The following is a 17,006-nucleotide window of genomic DNA, read 5'->3' on the forward strand; positions in this document are numbered from 1 at the left end:
GCTTTAAAGTGAAAAAACTTGAAAAAATACCCAGGACTATACATTATTGCTGGTTTGGAGGAAATGAAAAACCTGATATTGTCAAAAGATGTATAGAGAGTTGGAAAAAGAATCTCCCAGACTATGAAATAATAGAATGGAATGAAGATAATTTTGATATAAGCTGTAATTCATATGTAACAGAGGCATACAAATCTGGTAAGTTTGCATTTGTAAGTGATTATGTTAGAGTACATGCTTTATATTATTATGGCGGTATTTATTTGGATACTGATGTGGAAGTATTTAAATCTTTTAATAATCTATTGCATCATGATTCATTTTGGGGATTTGAACAAGAAAATTACATAGCTACAAGCACAATAGGAGCGGCTAAAGGAAATAAGCTTATAAAAACATTCCTAGATTCATACGAAGAAAAGGGTTTCATTAAAGAGGATGGTACTTACGATGATTTGACGAATGTGGCTATTGTGACAGAGATATTAAAAAATTTAGGTTTAAAAACAGATGGAGAGTATCAGGAAATAGAAGGGATAGGAACCTTCTATCCACAAACATATTTTTCACCATATGACTATATTAATTGTAGAAAATTTATAACGGAAAATACATATGCCATGCATCATTTTCATAAGAGTTGGTTACCAGCTAAAGCGCGGGTGAAGGGTAAAATAAAATTAATTTTAGCAAAAATTATAGGTGGAGATAATATTGCTAAGTTAAGGCAACGTGCGGGGCGAAAAGAAGTTTTTAAGGAGAAAATGCATGATTAATATATTTAAAAAAATATTCCAGACGCTAGTTACAGAAAGTCGTAACAGAGGGTTATATTTTGCAGTGTTGATGAATATTTCACATTTAATCGGTGTATTAAGAGGCGCTTTCTATAAGTTAATATACTTCCGTAATATAAATTGCTCAATCTTTGCACTTCAAACAAAAAGTAGGATAGAGATTTTTAATAAGCATTCAAAAATCAATATTGGAAAATTTGTGTTTGTCAGAAGAAATACGAGTATTCGTATTGATTTTAATGGGGTACTAAATATAGGCGAGAAAGTATTTATTAATGATAACTGTAACATTAATTGTATCAATAAAATATCAATTGGAAAAAACACAAAGATAGCTCCTAATGTAAGTATTAATGACCATGATCATAATTATAAGAACATTGAAGATAGTCATTTAATAAAGGGTGAAGTAAAGATAGGAGAGAATGTTTGGATTGGTTCTAATGTAGTTATATTGAGAGATACGTTTATTGGCGATAATACTGTGATAGCCGCTGGCAGTGTTGTAAAAGGAGATATTCCTTCAAATACGCTGTTTGTAAATAAACGAGAAAACGTATGTATCAATCGCACTAGTTGAAGCGGTTCATGTGAAAGTGTCGTCTATATACTTTCATAATGTATAATGATTTCACTTAAATCAAGAACAAAATATGAACGCGGGGAATTACATGAAAAAGAATATTTTAATTTCTATTTATGATATGGAAATCGGCGGTGCGGAAAGAAGCCTAATTAATATGTTAGAGACCTTTGACTATGACAAATATAACGTAGATTTACTTATATTAAATCACACAGGAGATTTCATACATTTAATTCCTAATAAGGTTAATGTGTTACCGCAAATAGGTAAATACACTGTATTTAGAAAATCTATTAGACAATGCATACAAGAAGGCTATTTTTTAGCACCATTTATAAGAATAGTAAGCAAGTATATCGCAGGCAGGAAATCAAAACAAAAGCAATTTAAAGAAGGATCAGGATACATTCAGATGCAGCTTGTTTCAAAATATGTATCACATTTCTTGCCTAAACAGAAAAAAAAGTATGACTTTGCAATTAGTTATGCATGGCCACACGATATTTTAGCTGATAATGTAAATGCTGATAAAAAAGTAGCTTGGATCCATACAGATTACAGTACGCTAGAAATTGATAATGAAATAGATCTTGCTATGTGGAATAAGTATGACTATATTGCATCTATATCGGATGAATGTACAAAAACGTTCTTGACTGTATACCCATCACTGAAAGAGAAAATCTTGCTTATAGAAAATATTACTTCACCAGAGTTTATTCGGAAAATGGCTGATAATGTTGTAGATTTTAATAAGGAAGATAATTGCACTTTTAATATCGTATCGGTTGGAAGATTGTCCTACGCAAAAGGGTTTGATCGTGCTATAAAAGCACTTAAAATTTTGCATGACAAAGGATTTAATAATATAAAGTGGTATGTGATAGGATATGGCTCAGATGAAACTACTCTTAAAGAACTTATAGAAAAGAATAATTTAGAAGATAGTTTTATACTATTAGGCAAGCAAGCCAATCCATATCCATATATGAAAGCATGCGATTTATACGTGCAGCCGTCTAGATACGAGGGAAAAGCAGTTACGGTTACAGAGGCTAAAATACTTGAGAAACCTATATTGATTACGAATTATCCTACTGCAGGTAGTCAGTTGGAAGATGGAGTAGAAGGTATAACATGTGATTCAAGTATTGAGGGATTAGTTAAAGGAATTGAAACTCTATATAAAGATGATAAGCTCAGAAATACATTGATTCATCATCTAAAAGGTAGAGATTATAGTAATAGCTATGAGTTAAATAAATTATATAAAATTATAGAAACCTAAAACAAATTATTTAGGAGATAATAATTGGTTATTATAATGCAGGGTTTCCTGGTAGAGGCGGGATTTAGGCATGAGCATAAAAGTAAGTGTAATAATACCGGTTTATAATGCAGGAAAATATATTACACAGTGTGTGGAATCACTTTTAAATCAAACACTAGAGCAATGTGAATTTATATTTATTAATGATGGTTCGACGGACAATAGTAGCGAAGTTATTGAGAGTTATAAAGAACTAGATCGTAGAATAATACTTATAAATCAAGAAAATCAGGGTGTAAGTATTGCAAGGAATAAAGGATTGAGTGTAGCGACTGGGGAATATGTTGGATTTGTTGATGCTGATGATTACATAGAGAGAGATATGTATGAAATATTATATAACTCTGCAAAGCAAGTTGATTGTGACGTAGTTATATCAAATATTAACGGCGAAATGGACGGACATAAGGTAGCAATAAAATATCCATTTCCAGTAGATACTGTTCTTAAAAAAGAATATATAGATCAAGAGCTATTGCCTTATTTTCTTAAGACAGATCATTTAAATACTGCTGTGAATAAAATTTATAAAACCAAAATAATAAATGAAAATGATGTGAAATTTCCAGAGAAAGTTGCGTTAGGAGAAGACGGTATGTTTAATATCGAATTCTTTAGTAATGCAACTAGTATGAAATATATAAATTATGCTGGATACCATTATAGAGAGGTAACTGGTAGTGCTACTAGAAATATAGTAGAAAAAGATTATTTTAAGAGGGCTATGGAAGTGTATAACATGGACTTGCCACAAACATATACTGATAAGGTCGACAAAGTAAGGGCCCATCAGCTAAAATCAATAAAATTTATAAACAGTGTAATGTCTTATATATATATTTATTTTACTCCATCTAAAAAGGTAAGTTTTAGTACGAGGTATAGATATGTAAAAAATATGATTCGAAATAAACATGTACAAGAGGCATTACCTGTTTATTGTAGCGAAAATTACAGTGAATTAGGAAGATATGAAAAAGCTGTAATAAACATGATGAGAAAAAAGTTAACAATCGGACTATATTGTGCAGTTGCTTACAGTAGATTTCGAAGTAAATAATATTGGGAGAGTTTAAAATGAAAATTATGATGTTTGCCCATGGAGGCAGTTTAAATAGAGGATGCGAAGCAATCGTTCGTTCTTCTACGAATATTATAAAAGAAAAAATAGATGATACAAAAGTGTACTTAGTATCAAGTAAACCAGAAACGGACAAGATAATTCCCCAATTGGATGAAATATATGAAGGTTCTAGCAGTAGTATAAAGAAGTATTCTTATGATTGGTGGATGGCTTTACTTAAAGTAAAGTTTTTGAATGATGAATCTTATGCATTAGCTAAAATGGAAAATAACATTATTAAACGTATAAAAGATGTAGATGTATGCTTATCTATAGGTGGGGACAACTATTGTTATGGAGAGCAGCCCGCATTGTATGAGATAGATAGAAGAGTAAAGGCACAAGGGAAAAAATTAGTTTTATGGGGATGTTCTATCGGTGAAGAGGACATGTCTGAGAAAAAATTAGAAGACTTAAAGTTGTTTGATGCAATACTAGCTCGTGAAAGCCTTACTTATAATATGTTAAAAAGTAAGGGGCTCAATAATGTTAAATTATGTGCTGATCCGGCATTTACTATGGCCAAAGAGGAACTAGACCTTCCTAAGGGATGGCAAGAAGGAAATACAGTTGGATTAAACTTTAGCCCACTTGTATGGGAGAGAAATAAAGATTCCCAAGCTGCAGTGAGAGAATTAATAAATCATATATTAAATACTACAGATTCAACAATTGCTCTTACACCTCATGTAATAATGGATGGAAATAACGATTATGAAGTTTTATATAAATATTATGAGGAATTCAAAAATACTGGGCGAGTAATCATACTTCCAAATGATTTAAATGCAATACAATATAAGGGATATATTGCTAGAATGAGATTCTTCATAGGAGCTAGAACACATGCGACTATAGCAGCTTATTCAAATTGTGTTCCGACTATGGTGTTAGGGTATAGCATAAAGTCAAAAGGAATATCGAAAGATATATTTGGAGAAGAAAAATTAGTTTTAGGGTTAGAAGAGATATCAAGCAGTGAGAAATTAAAGGCTAAATTTGATGAAATGGTAAGCGAAGAAATACAATTGAGACAAACATTACAGAAATCTATCCCTAATATAAAGAAGATGTCGTATAAAGCAGTAGAATATTTAACTGAACTAGTTTAGTGAGGTGTATCAATGAAAAAGAATTTGTTATTTGTTATACCTAGCTTAACAGCTGCTGGTGGAGAAAAGAGTTTAGTGAATTTATTATCTCAAATAGATTACAATTTATATAATGTTGATTTGTTTTTATTAAAACATGATGGAATGTTTATGGAATTTGTACCAAAAGAGGTACAAATTCTATCACTTCCAGAAACTTATCACTTATTTACTTTACCATTATTTAAATCTGTTAAGCAGCTTATTGTAAAAGGTAAAATGACACTAGCATATAACCGAGTTATGTTCTCTATAAGAAATAGAAATGCTAGAAATATATCAATAAGAGAACAATATAACTGGAAATATTTTTCTAAATCCTTGGATAATATCCCTAAAACATATGATGTTGCAATCGGATTTTTAGAAAAAACTTCTACATATTTTTGTGTAGATAAAGTATATGCTTTTAAAAAAATAGGATGGGTTCATATTGATTATGACAAATTAGGTATGGATCCAAATTTTGATATTGATTATTTTAAAAAATTAGACCATATCGTTACTGTTTCGGAAGAATGCGCAAATACATTGAAGAATAGGTTCCCAAGCCAAAAGAATAAAGTAGGGGTTATATATAATATCGTTTCACCGACAATGATAAATAAAATGGCAAATCAAAGTAACACTGATGTGTATGATAGGAAGGAAAATGAAATTGTACTTCTTTCTATAGGAAGATTACATTATCAGAAAGGTTTTGAGTTGGCTATAGAATCTTGTAAAAAACTAATAGACAGAGGATATAACATAAAATGGAATATTATCGGTGAAGGAGAAGAGAGGGAGAAACTAACTAATTTAATTAAAGAAAATAAATTAGAAGGAACTTTTCGTTTATTAGGCTTAAAGTCCAATCCATATCCATATATAAAGCAAGCCGATATATATATACAAACATCTAGATTTGAAGGAAAGTCTATCGCAATAGATGAAGCAAAAATATTAAACAAACCTATAATTGTAACTAATTTTAGTACAGCAAAAGATCAGATAAATGATGGCATAGACGGCCTAATTGTAGATATGGATGCAGATGCTGTTGCAAATGGGGTTGAAAAGCTTGTAAAAGATAGAGGCTTAAGAGAACAATTAGAATATAACTTATCCCAATTGAAATTAGGAACAGAAGGAGAAATAAATAAGCTGTATGAGACTTTTTAGTGGGTGGCATTCATGAAAAAAAAATTATTATTTGTAATGAATAATTTAACATGTGGTGGGGCTGAGAAATCGCTAATATCCTTGTTAGAAACGATAGATTATTCTTTATACAATGTCGATTTGTTTTTATTTAAACATGAAGGAATATTTATAAATAAGCTACCAAAAGAAGTTCGTTTACTACAGGGGCCTATGAACTATAAATATTTTGATATGCCTATAAAAAAATCATTAATGGAGTTAATTAAAAAAAGAGATTTTAAAACATCTTTTTATAGAATGGTATTAGGATATTTAGCTAAAACAGAAAATAATGGAGCTATCATCGAACAAAAAGTATGGAAATACATGTCGAGATCGATAGACGAAATTAATAAAGAGTACGATGCAGTTATAGGGTTTCAAGAAAAAAACCCTATATATTTTTGTGTTGATAAGGTAAAAGCAAACAGAAAAATTGGATGGATACATACAGATTATAATAAGTTAGGCATTGATTTTAGAAAAGAGAAAGTTTATTTCGGTCAATTAGATTACATCGTTACTGTATCGGAAGAATTAGTGAATATTCTAAAAAGTAACTTTCCTGAATATGAAGAAAAATTTGTATGTATACACAATATAGTTTCTTCAAAAATGATAAGGAAAATGTCATTAGAGCAGGTAGAGTTTAAAACAGAAGGTGACAAAAGTATATCATTAATTTCTGTAGGCAGATTGGCGAAAGAAAAGGGATTAGATATTTCCTTAGAGGCAGTCGATAGGCTTGTTAAAAAAGGGTACGATATTAAGTGGTATTTAATTGGAGAAGGTAATGTAAGAAAAGAATTGGAAAGAAGTATAAAAGAAAGAAAGTTAGAAGAAAGAATAATACTATTAGGTTTAAAAGAAAATCCATATCCTTATATAAGACAATCAGATATATATATACAAACCTCGAGATATGAAGGCAAATCAATTTCTATAGATGAAGCGAAAATATTGGCAAAACCAATAGTAATTACTAATTTCGAAACAGCTGATAATCATATAAAAAATCATATTGATGGATTGATTGCAGAAATGGATTCTATCTCAGTAGCTGATCATCTTGAAAAATTAATAAATGATGAAATGTTGAGAAGGAAGTTTATTAATAGTCTTACAGAAGAGGAATTAGGAACAGAAGATGAAATTGGTAATTTGTACAAATTAATAAATAGTAAAATATAATTATGGGGGTAACAATGTTTAATCGAATAAAAAAGTCGTTAATGATAAGATTAGGAATGCTATCCCGTGAAGAGCTAACAGTAGAAGCATGTTTGCAACGAGGTATGAAGGTAGGGAAAAATTGTTCCGGGTTAGCTGGGAGCACAATCGATTATGCACATTGCTGGTTAATAGAAATTGGTGATAACGTTACGTTTGCACCACAAGTATATCTTCTTGCACATGACGCTAGTACGAAACGGTATTTAGATTATACAAAAATAGCAAAAATAAAAATAGAAAACAATGCATTTATAGGAGCAAGGGCCTTAATTATGCCCGGAGTGACAATAGGGAAGAATGCTATTGTAGCTGCAGGTAGTATCGTAACTAAATCGGTACCTGAAGGGTCTATAGTTGGCGGTAATCCAGCAAGAATAATCGGGAAAACTGAAGATTATATAAACAAGCACAGATTAAATATGGAAACTGCTCATGTATATGATAATGATTGGACAATAGGTGGTAATATAACGCTAGACATGGGTAATAAGATGGCTGAAGAGTTGAAGAATACTATAGGATATGTTAAGTAAACTAAACTATTTCTATATTGAAAGGGCTTTATAGAGATGATATTTCAAATTTTGTGTTACACGATAATTATTATTCTTTTAATAACGATGGCTATAGACTTAGTACCTTTATTAAAAGACTGGGTACTAAGAATTCATATGGGAAGATACGATGATAAGTCTTTATGGAATAAAGCTATCACGAATAAAGGGTCTAAATTTTTATTACATGTACCAAAAATAAAAGTAACAGATAATACAAGATTAGTCGTAATAGATATGCTAAAGAAAAACTATACAAAAAGTACGATACAACATTGGCAAGAAGCATCATTAGTTTTAGGACTATCTGAGTACTTAAAAAATCATGATGATCAGGAAGTAAAAAAAGCAGTTGTGAAATTTTTGAATGCAAAATTTGATAGTAATGGTCAATGGATAGAAGAACCAAAGTATGTAGATGGGGCTATACTAGCATATTCTATTATGAAGGTAGATTTTATAGAGACCGATAAGTATAAGAAAGCATTGGACTCTGTTTGGGAAATGATAAAAGAGCATATAGGTGAAGATGGATCAGTAGAGTATAGAAAGTATATGAAAAGTTATAGGTATGTAGATACTATCGGCTTTATATGTCCATTTTTAGTGGCTTACGGCATTAAATATAATAAAAAAGAGTGCGTGGATTTAGCAGTAAAGCAAATTAAAGAGTATGAGCAGTATGGAATGTTAGACAAGCATTATATCCCGAGTCATGTATATAAAATAGAGAATAAAGTTCCTCTTGGATTATATGGATGGGGAAGAGGTCTTGGGTGGTTTGCTATAGGCCTTATAGATGCATGGAGTGAATTACCGCAAGATAATCAATATAAAATTGTTTTAGAGGAAAGTGTAAAGAAATTTGCAAAAGCTGCTTTGAACTTTCAACAAGAGAATGGAAGCTGGAATTGGACTGTAACAAGGAATGAATGTAGGCCGGATTCGTCTGCTACAGCTACATTAGGCTGGTTTCTGCTAAACGCTTCAAAAATAGATGAGATTTCGAAAGAATGTTTAAATGGTACAGATAAAGCTATAAATCATTTGATGAAAGTTACAAGGAGAAACGGAGCAGTTGACTTTTCACAAGGAGACACAAAAGACATAGGAGTATATTCGATGTTGTTTAATATACTGCCGTTTACGCAAGGGTTTTGTATGAGATTAATCAATTTATATGTAGGTAAGAGATAAGCTTTTACTTATATTTGTATAAGAAATATCCAATTAACAAAGGTAATGGCTCGTTAGAGAATTCAAATAAATTGTTTTTGGAGAATGAAAAAAGGAGGAATTTATTTGTTAAATTCTTTAACCTCATTTAGATTTATTGCTGCATTAATGGTGTTCTTATTCCATATGCAGGTGTTCAGCCAGTACCAATTAGGTTCAGCGGGTGTTCAGTTTTTCTTTGTTTTATCTGGCTTTATATTAGCCTATAACTACCATTCTAAGTTTATAGAAATCAATAAAAACAATATCAAAAAGTTTTATAAAGCAAGATTTTCAAGAGTATATCCGGTTCATATATTGACGTTTTTGCTCTCTGTGCCGTTGGTTATTTTATACTTTCACCCCAATGGTTTATATTTTGTAAAACTTACTTTTATGTCAATTATCAATTTGCTATTGTTACAAAGTTTTTTTCCAAGTCAAGGTACTTATTTTAATTTTAATGGTGTTTCATGGACGCTATCAGTTGAAGCGTTCTTTTATGTTATGTTTCCTTTTCTGCTATGGATATTTACAAAACTTAAAGTTAACAAAAATATAGTTAAATCTGTATTGATATTTTGGATAGTGTGGGGCGTGTTATTTCTATTAAATAATTATTTAGATGTAGATAATTCATTTTACATTTGGTTACTACATATCTTTCCGGTAGTTAGGTTTTTCGAATTTTCAACAGGGGTGCTTTTAGGATTAATTTATATTGAAAAAGCCAACAAAGTACATTTAAACAAGACTATATTCACCGTTTTAGAACTACTATGTTTATTGTTATTCATAGTCTTATTATTGTATTCGGTAAACTTAGGTGTAGGAATCGTTCGCGGTGTGTATTTTGTTCCATTATGGTGTTTGTTAATTTTCATCTTTGCATTTCAAGGTGGTATGATTTCAAAAATATTATCACAAAGGTTTTTTGTTTATTTGGGTGAAATTAGTTTCTCATTCTATATGATCCATCAATTAGTGATTCGATATTTAAATTTTCTTCATTTAGCAAATACGTATAACTTTTTGATTTGTTTAATAATTTCTTTATTATTCAGTTCAATCATTTATCAATTTTACGAAGAGCCATTACGTAAGAAAATTCGTTTTGGTTTCCGAAAACAAACGCATAAAATACAAGTACCTTTATCAAAATAAGTCCTTAACTAAGGGCTTATTTTTCAATCATTATTGTAAATAGATGAAAAGAAAAAATTATGATCAGTAAAAATGGGAGGGTTAAATGAGAATAACAGTATTCACTCCAGCATACAACAGAGGCTATATTATAGAAAAATTGTACAGATCATTACAAGAACAAACATATACGGAGTTTGAATGGTTAGTTATTGATGATGGCTCAAGTGACAACACGGAAGAGTTATTTAGACTGTGGACAGTAGAGAAAAATCCATTCCCCATAAGGTATTATAAAATTGAAAATGGTGGAAAACATAGAGCGATTAATAAAGCTACTGACTTAGCAGAAGGAGAATTGTTTTTCATTGTAGATTCTGATGATTATCTTACAAAAGATGCATTAGAAAGTATAGACAATTGGGAACGAAACTTGGAAAATAAAGAACTATTTTGTGGTGTATCTGGTAATCGAGGAAAGCAAGCGAATGAGTTTTTAGGAACAACATTTGAAGGTGATTATTTGGATGCAACTTCACTTGAACGTACAAAATATAATATAACCGGTGATAAAGCAGAAGTCTTTTATACGAACATACTTAGAAAATATAAGTTTCATGAATTTGAAGGAGAGAAATTTATATCAGAGGCTACAGTGTGGGAGAAAATGGCCCATGATGGATATAAAATAAGGTGGTTTAATAAAACTATTTATATATGCGATTATCTCGAGGATGGCTTAACGAATAATATGAAAGAGATATTTGCTAAAAGTCCTAAAGGTACAGCGTATTATATAAAACAACAAATTAAGTTTTATGAATGTAACTTAAAAGGCAGATTATCTTATTATAATTTATACTATGATTTTGTAAAATCTAATTTTAAATTGAGGCAGGCTGCAGAATACTTAGAGATTCAACCTGTTACTTTAATCTTTTCTATATTCTTAGTTAAATGTAAGAAAATCATAATGAGTAGGTTTTAAAATATGAGAGTAAAAAGTTCGATAATTAATATATCTGCTGGTCTTGGTAATCAGATCATTATTACGGCATTAAGCTTTATTTCAAGAACTGTGTTCATTAATAGTTTAGGAGTCGAGTACCTAGGAATAAATGGATTACTTACTAATATACTTTCTATGCTGTCTTTAGCAGAGGCAGGAATAGGTTCTAGTATAATGTACAGTCTTTACAAACCAGTAGCCGAGAATGATCAGAAGAAAATAAATATGCTTATGCGCTTGTATCGAAATGCATACTTGGTAATTGCCTTAATAGTATTGTTGCTAGGGCTCGCATTAATGCCTTTTCTAGGTTATTTCGTTAAAAATTCGAATGTTGAAAATATTCATCTCATTTATGCAATATTTTTACTGAATACAGTTGCACCGTATTTGTACTCACATAGAAGTTCGTTTTTAAGTGTTTGTCAGAAAGGGTATGTTGTAACAGGGGTATATTCTGTATCCTCCATTATATCCACTAGTCTTAAGATAGGAGTATTGCATTTTACAAAAAATTACATTCTTTATCTAATTATAGATAGTATTATTACCATAACTACAAGTATCCTTCTAGCAGTTATAGTAAGTAAATTGTATCCATTTCTAAAAGAAAAAGTGACTAGTAAACTAGATAGCGAAACGAAAAATAGTATTGTAAAAAATGTAAAAGCGATTGTTCTACAAAATATAGGGAATTACCTAGTATTAGGAACAGATAATATTATCATTTCATCGTTTGTGAGTGTAGCAGCGGTTGGACTATATTCCAACTACAATATGTTAATTGAGATTTGTAGAACCTTTACCTATCAGGTGTTTAATAATATTTATCATAGTGTAGGAAATTTAGTCGCAAAAGAGAGTGTAGAAAAAATTTATAGTATTTATAAAGTCTATACATTCCTCAATTTTTGGTTATATTCGTTTTTCAGCATACTGTTGTGTATTACTATAGAGCCCTTTATTACTTTATGGATAGGTCCAAAATTCTTAATGAGTGAAGGGATATTATATGTATTAATAGCGATCTTCTATGAAAGAGGAATGAGAAATGCGATAACCACAGTGAAGACTACAGCAGGAATTTTTCAAGAGGATAGATACGCTCCCTTGTTTCAAGCTGCTGTGAACCTTATTATATCTATTATTTTAGTTCAGTATATAGGTATAGTAGGGGTTTTTATAGGAACACTTATTAGTGTATTAACTGTTCCATTCTGGGTTACTCCTTATTTAGTGTATAAAAAAGTGTTTGACAAACCTATTATTAATTATTATAAAACGTACTCGTATTATGTAGTTTTATGTATAGTGACCTATCTAATAACGAAATTTATAAGTAACTTTATAGCGTTAGATGGTTGGTTAGGTTTAGTTTTAAAAGGCATTGTTTGTCTAATAGTGCCCAATATAATGTATGTGCTTATTTTTCGTAAGACAGATGAGTTTAAGTATTTGTCAGGTGTTTTTAAAAGTATTGTGGGCAAGTTATTGAAGCGTTTTAAATTAGGAAAAGGAATCTCATATTAACTATAGTGACAATTACAGGTTAAAATGATGAACATATTCAGAGAGGATTTTTTAGTTTAATAAATTTGTTGAAAAGGGAAAATTCATAAAATGGTTTTTTCCTTTTTTATTATAACTCATACACCCAATCTATTTAGTCTCTAGAAGCATAATATATAAAAGAGAAAGGGTGTAAATATATGACAAGTTATTTAAACGCTAATCTTGGGGATATGAGTGATGTTGATTTAACAAATATGTCTCCTGCCCATGGTGATGTATTAACTTATGATGATGTTAAATCAAAGTGGATTCCTAAAAAGCTTTCAATTTCAAGCGCAGATAATGCCACAAGTGTTGTATATGTAATAGAACTAGATAGATGGAGTATTAAAAATGATGGGACGAATTCTGTTTCTACTACACTAGGTATAAATCAAGCAGTAATTTGGGCAAAGTCTCAAGGGTATAATCATGTTATATTACCATCTGGCACATATAAGTTAAAGATTGATAGTACATCATTTTCGTGTATTGTTATGCAAAGTAATATGCATTTTGAAATGGCTGATGGATGCGTATTACAGCTAGAAGCGAACTCATCCCCCTGGTATAGAATATTTGACGTTAAAGGCAATAAAAATGTTAGGATTTCTGGTGGGAAAATAGTCGGAGACAAAAAGGAGCATATATATCAAATAGGTGTAAAGTTTGTTAGGGGAGGTGTAAACTCTGACGGGTCATTAAATAATAATCCGAACTTTATCCGTAGTGAGATAGTAGATCGGTATGAAAATCCAGGACTACTAAAATCTTTTAGATTATGGTCTATTCCTGAAGTAATTGCAACGGGATATAGTTTTTATCAATATAAAGATACCATTTCAACTAGTACGTTAGTCGGAGTCAGAACAAACGGACAATTTGCTCCAACTTCTCCAACAGGAAGAGGTTGGTTTGCTCCGATAGAAGATGCCAATAAGATGATATTTGTTATTGATATCACATCATCACCTATGAGTGATGCTCAAATTGCAAAAATTAGTGCAAAAGTTGATAGTCAGAACTATACACATGAGTGGGGACAAGGGATAGAAATAAAAGGTTCAAGTCAAGTTGAAATCGATCATGTAGAAATAAGTGATTGTACTGGCGATGCCGTTTCCACAGGCTGGTTAGAATATAAATCGAATCCAGCTGACTATACGCAAGAACAAATGGGATCGCATATTTACATTCATAACTGCGATATCCACAACTGCAGAAGACAAGGTATTACTCTTGGTAGTTCAAATGATACCTACATTTTTGATAACAAAATCTACCTTATTGGTAAGGCTGATGATGGCGTTACAGTGGATGGAACTGCCCCAATGTTTGGCATAGATATTGAGTCTTTGTGGTCTGAAAGTAATATACCAACATGGCGACCTGAACTAAATCAATCAGGACTTGAATTGAACACTAGAATTTATATTTATAATAATTACATTTATAACAATGCGCGTGGGCATTTTGTAAACGTTGATGGTATTCATGTAGTTATAGAAAATAACATATTTGAAGGTTCTAATGTTGGTGGGGTGAGTTCATATCAGAATAACTGGTATATTAAATATCTCAATAACACTTTTATTGGATGTGAACTCACTGTTAAAGGAGATAACTTTGTCGATGGAATAGTTTGTAATAACGGAAATATAAAGTTACAAGATATTAGGGGAGCGGTCGTTACAAATTGTCAAATAAAGAATGGCTCATTTTCCGCTTCGAGTATTTATGGCTACTTTGGAACTCCTGCTATAAATGTCACTACTAGGACATTTACTTATAGTTCACCGCATGGAATGGGAAATGGTGCAAAGATATGTTTCGAACAATGGGTTGGAAAAGTTCCCACTGGGATTAGTGTAGATAAGCTGTATTATACGGTAAATGTAACACCGACGAGTTTTCAAGTGTCTGAAACATTAAATGGACCATCAGTAGCGATAACAGATGCAGGAAAAGTGGGATTCAATATAAGTAGATATGATTATGGCAGATGCTATATCTCAGATATTACTATTGAAAGAGAGTGGCGAAGCGATAATACTGTAGCACAAAACTTCTCAGTACTTTTGACAGGAGGGGTTCTTAAGAACATTATCGTCAAGAACTATGACATTAACATCAAGCCACCTGCTAATTATGCCGGACGACCTATCACAGTAGAAGGATTAACTTTGATAGAAGGTGCTGCAGATATAGAATGTTGTAATTTAAGTAACGGCAAGTTCTTAAGAGCAAAAACTAGTCGAATGGGTGGAGATATATCACTTGGTTCTAATAATGTCCAATATACGAGGAAAATAAATGCCGACAACTGCTTATTTCAAAACGTGGGCATAAATTTTGAAGGAAACGTTGTAAATAATCGCAGTACATTTTTAAACTCAATTATCAAGAAATCAGATAGTTCTACAGTTACCGTTATTGCACATAGTTATTTAGAAGACACAGTAGTTAGCTTGCGGTGGTTAACGAAGGACAAAGCGGTAACGATAGCACGGTGTGTATTTAACAATGTATCTACTGATATAAATACAAGTACTAGGTTGGTAGATAATACGGTTATTAATTAATTGTAGATTTTATGTATTGTTTTAGATCGCTTGTTTAGTCAGTAAGAAACAAAACTAAAAAATCATCTCAATTCGTTATTATACAACAACGAACTGGGATGTTTTTTTATACCTAATGTAAAAGTTAAACACTTTTCAATAAAAAATGTATGGAGAAGGATATTGATAACAAGGAGGAAAAATATATGAAAATTTTAGTAACAGGCGGAGCAGGGTATATCGGAACTCATACGTGTGTAGAATTATTAAATGCGGGGTATGAGATAATTGTAGTTGACAATTTTTCAAATAGTAAACCAGAAGCTTTAAAACGTGTTCGTGAAATTACAGGAAAAGATTTCACATTTTATCAAGCAGATATATTAGATAAAGAGAGGTTAGATCGCATTTTTGGTGAAAATCAGATTGATGCGGTTATTCATTTTGCAGGATTAAAGGCGGTAGGAGAGTCAGTTACGTTACCACTTTGGTATTATCATAATAATATTACAGGCACTCTTGTACTATGTGAAGTCATGAAAAAGCATGGTGTAAAGAATATGGTCTTTAGTTCTTCAGCAACAGTATATGGAATGGTAGAACAAGTACCGATTTCCGAGGATTTTTCACTTAAGGCAACGAATCCTTATGGGCGCACAAAACAAATAATTGAAGAAATATTACATGATCTGTATGTGTCTGATCATGAATGGAGCATTGCTCTTTTACGTTATTTCAATCCAATTGGAGCACATAAAAGCGGGCGAATTGGAGAGGATCCAAAAGGCATTCCAAATAATCTTATTCCGTATATTACGCAAGTGGCCGTTGGAAAGCTAAGTCAATTAAGTGTTTTCGGGAATGACTATTCAACACAAGATGGTACAGCTGTGAGGGATTATATACATGTTGCAGATCTTGCGATGGGACATTTAAAAGCACTTGAAAAGATATCGAAATCTCAAGGGGTAGAAGCATATAATTTGGGAACAGGATGTGGTTATAGTGTATTGGAGATGGCCACTGCGTTTGAAAAAGCATCCGGTAGGAAAATTCCTTATAAAATTGCAGATCGTCGTCCGGGTGATGTAGCTATTTGTTATGCGAATGCAGCAAAAGCTAAATTAGAGTTAGGATGGTGTGCTAATAGAGGGATTGAAGAAATGTGTGAAGATTCATGGAGATGGCAATTTAATAATCCAAATGGTTATGAGGAATAAAATTATATATTAAAAGGGATGTAAGTGAGTAAAAATTTTTTGGTAATAGAGTAGAAAATAATACAAATTTCAATTAAAATAGCAAGAATTTGTATATGGAAACAGATTTATCGAAAGAGGGTTTAAACATGAACATTTCTGAAAGAATAACTGAGCAGCAATTTAAAGAGATACTCATGTATATATACATGAAAGGTGAAGAGTCAAACAATGTGGAAGTAAAACGTTTAATAGAAGAAATTAAACAATACCTTATTTCGATTATGAATACATCAAAATAATTTATAAATCTAAAAAATAAATAGAGATAAAAAATTGATTCTAAGATTTATTGTGAAATGAAATTTA

General features: G+C 31.3%; 15 protein-coding genes. All 15 read left to right on the forward strand.

The genetic code is table 11. The annotated features are described in order from the left end of the window. The first annotated feature begins 8 nt into the window (after window positions 1–8). The 15 genes from BR72_RS21660 (at window position 9) to BR72_RS26550 (ending at window position 16,939) form a co-directional block, all read left to right on the forward strand. Window positions 9–776: a glycosyltransferase family 32 protein gene (locus BR72_RS21660; RefSeq protein WP_035436888.1), complete on the forward strand. Its 768-nt coding sequence runs from the start codon at window positions 9–11 to the stop codon at window positions 774–776. Next, a complete protein-coding gene (locus BR72_RS21665; protein ID WP_035436891.1) occupies window positions 769–1,377 on the forward strand; it encodes an acyltransferase in 609 nt (202 codons plus the stop codon). The genes BR72_RS21660 and BR72_RS21665 overlap by 8 nt, the downstream gene beginning before the upstream one ends. A gap of 91 nt (window positions 1,378–1,468) precedes the next feature. Then, window positions 1,469–2,671, forward strand: a complete 1,203-nt coding sequence (locus BR72_RS21670) for a glycosyltransferase (RefSeq protein WP_035436893.1) — start codon at window positions 1,469–1,471, stop codon at window positions 2,669–2,671. A 70-nt stretch (window positions 2,672–2,741) separates the two neighbouring features. Continuing rightward, complete coding sequence (locus BR72_RS21675) at window positions 2,742–3,773, forward strand: glycosyltransferase (RefSeq protein WP_035436896.1); 1,032 nt, start codon at window positions 2,742–2,744, stop codon at window positions 3,771–3,773. A gap of 17 nt (window positions 3,774–3,790) precedes the next feature. Continuing rightward, window positions 3,791–4,948, forward strand: coding sequence for a polysaccharide pyruvyl transferase family protein (locus BR72_RS21680; protein ID WP_035436898.1), 1,158 nt, complete (start codon window positions 3,791–3,793; stop codon window positions 4,946–4,948). Window positions 4,949–4,960: 12 nt separating this feature from the next. Then, window positions 4,961–6,151 (forward strand): glycosyltransferase, encoded by a 1,191-nt coding sequence (locus tag BR72_RS21685; protein ID WP_035436901.1) that lies wholly within the window; start codon window positions 4,961–4,963, stop codon window positions 6,149–6,151. 12 nt (window positions 6,152–6,163) lie between these two features. After that, a complete protein-coding gene (locus BR72_RS21690; protein WP_035436903.1) occupies window positions 6,164–7,363 on the forward strand; it encodes a glycosyltransferase in 1,200 nt (399 codons plus the stop codon). A gap of 14 nt (window positions 7,364–7,377) precedes the next feature. After that, on the forward strand, window positions 7,378–7,938 hold the full coding sequence (locus tag BR72_RS21695; protein WP_035436904.1) for an acyltransferase: 561 nt from the start codon (window positions 7,378–7,380) through the stop codon (window positions 7,936–7,938). A 36-nt stretch (window positions 7,939–7,974) separates the two neighbouring features. Then, window positions 7,975–9,156: a glycoside hydrolase family 88 protein gene (locus BR72_RS21700; RefSeq protein WP_035436905.1), complete on the forward strand. Its 1,182-nt coding sequence runs from the start codon at window positions 7,975–7,977 to the stop codon at window positions 9,154–9,156. A gap of 105 nt (window positions 9,157–9,261) precedes the next feature. Then, window positions 9,262–10,338 (forward strand): acyltransferase family protein, encoded by a 1,077-nt coding sequence (locus tag BR72_RS21705; RefSeq protein ID WP_035436907.1) that lies wholly within the window; start codon window positions 9,262–9,264, stop codon window positions 10,336–10,338. Window positions 10,339–10,423: 85 nt separating this feature from the next. After that, a complete protein-coding gene (locus BR72_RS21710; RefSeq protein ID WP_035436910.1) occupies window positions 10,424–11,305 on the forward strand; it encodes a glycosyltransferase family A protein in 882 nt (293 codons plus the stop codon). Between the two features lie 3 nt (window positions 11,306–11,308). Continuing rightward, window positions 11,309–12,856 (forward strand): lipopolysaccharide biosynthesis protein, encoded by a 1,548-nt coding sequence (locus BR72_RS21715; protein ID WP_035436913.1) that lies wholly within the window; start codon window positions 11,309–11,311, stop codon window positions 12,854–12,856. Between the two features lie 179 nt (window positions 12,857–13,035). Beyond that, a complete protein-coding gene (locus BR72_RS21720; RefSeq protein WP_035436916.1) occupies window positions 13,036–15,459 on the forward strand; it encodes a right-handed parallel beta-helix repeat-containing protein in 2,424 nt (807 codons plus the stop codon). Window positions 15,460–15,644: 185 nt separating this feature from the next. Further along, window positions 15,645–16,658, forward strand: a complete 1,014-nt coding sequence (galE, locus tag BR72_RS21725) for a UDP-glucose 4-epimerase GalE (RefSeq protein ID WP_035436918.1) — start codon at window positions 15,645–15,647, stop codon at window positions 16,656–16,658. 128 nt (window positions 16,659–16,786) lie between these two features. After that, window positions 16,787–16,939 carry a YwzD family small protein gene (locus BR72_RS26550; RefSeq protein WP_156107972.1) on the forward strand — a complete coding sequence of 51 codons (153 nt, stop codon included), beginning with the start codon at window positions 16,787–16,789 and terminating at the stop codon, window positions 16,937–16,939. Window positions 16,940–17,006: the final 67 nt, after the last annotated feature.

The sequence above is a fragment of the Bacillus sp. UNC322MFChir4.1 genome (assembly GCF_000746135.1).
In the GTDB taxonomy this organism is placed as follows: Bacteria; Bacillota; Bacilli; order Bacillales; family Bacillaceae_G; genus Bacillus_A.

What these genes read in the sequence shown, in the direction of transcription:
- BR72_RS21665 (WP_035436891.1), top strand. Translation starts at nt 769, where the DNA reads ATGATTAATATATTTAAAAAAATATTCCAGACGCTAGTTACAGAAAGT.
- BR72_RS21670 (WP_035436893.1), top strand. Translation starts at nt 1,469, where the DNA reads ATGAAAAAGAATATTTTAATTTCTATTTATGATATGGAAATCGGCGGT.
- BR72_RS21675 (WP_035436896.1), top strand. Translation starts at nt 2,742, where the DNA reads ATGAGCATAAAAGTAAGTGTAATAATACCGGTTTATAATGCAGGAAAA.
- BR72_RS21680 (WP_035436898.1), top strand. Translation starts at nt 3,791, where the DNA reads ATGAAAATTATGATGTTTGCCCATGGAGGCAGTTTAAATAGAGGATGC.
- BR72_RS21685 (WP_035436901.1), top strand. Translation starts at nt 4,961, where the DNA reads ATGAAAAAGAATTTGTTATTTGTTATACCTAGCTTAACAGCTGCTGGT.
- BR72_RS21690 (WP_035436903.1), top strand. Translation starts at nt 6,164, where the DNA reads ATGAAAAAAAAATTATTATTTGTAATGAATAATTTAACATGTGGTGGG.
- BR72_RS21695 (WP_035436904.1), top strand. Translation starts at nt 7,378, where the DNA reads ATGTTTAATCGAATAAAAAAGTCGTTAATGATAAGATTAGGAATGCTA.
- BR72_RS21700 (WP_035436905.1), top strand. Translation starts at nt 7,975, where the DNA reads ATGATATTTCAAATTTTGTGTTACACGATAATTATTATTCTTTTAATA.
- BR72_RS21710 (WP_035436910.1), top strand. Translation starts at nt 10,424, where the DNA reads ATGAGAATAACAGTATTCACTCCAGCATACAACAGAGGCTATATTATA.
- BR72_RS21715 (WP_035436913.1), top strand. Translation starts at nt 11,309, where the DNA reads ATGAGAGTAAAAAGTTCGATAATTAATATATCTGCTGGTCTTGGTAAT.
- BR72_RS21720 (WP_035436916.1), top strand. Translation starts at nt 13,036, where the DNA reads ATGACAAGTTATTTAAACGCTAATCTTGGGGATATGAGTGATGTTGAT.
- galE (WP_035436918.1), top strand. Translation starts at nt 15,645, where the DNA reads ATGAAAATTTTAGTAACAGGCGGAGCAGGGTATATCGGAACTCATACG.
- BR72_RS26550 (WP_156107972.1), top strand. Translation starts at nt 16,787, where the DNA reads ATGAACATTTCTGAAAGAATAACTGAGCAGCAATTTAAAGAGATACTC.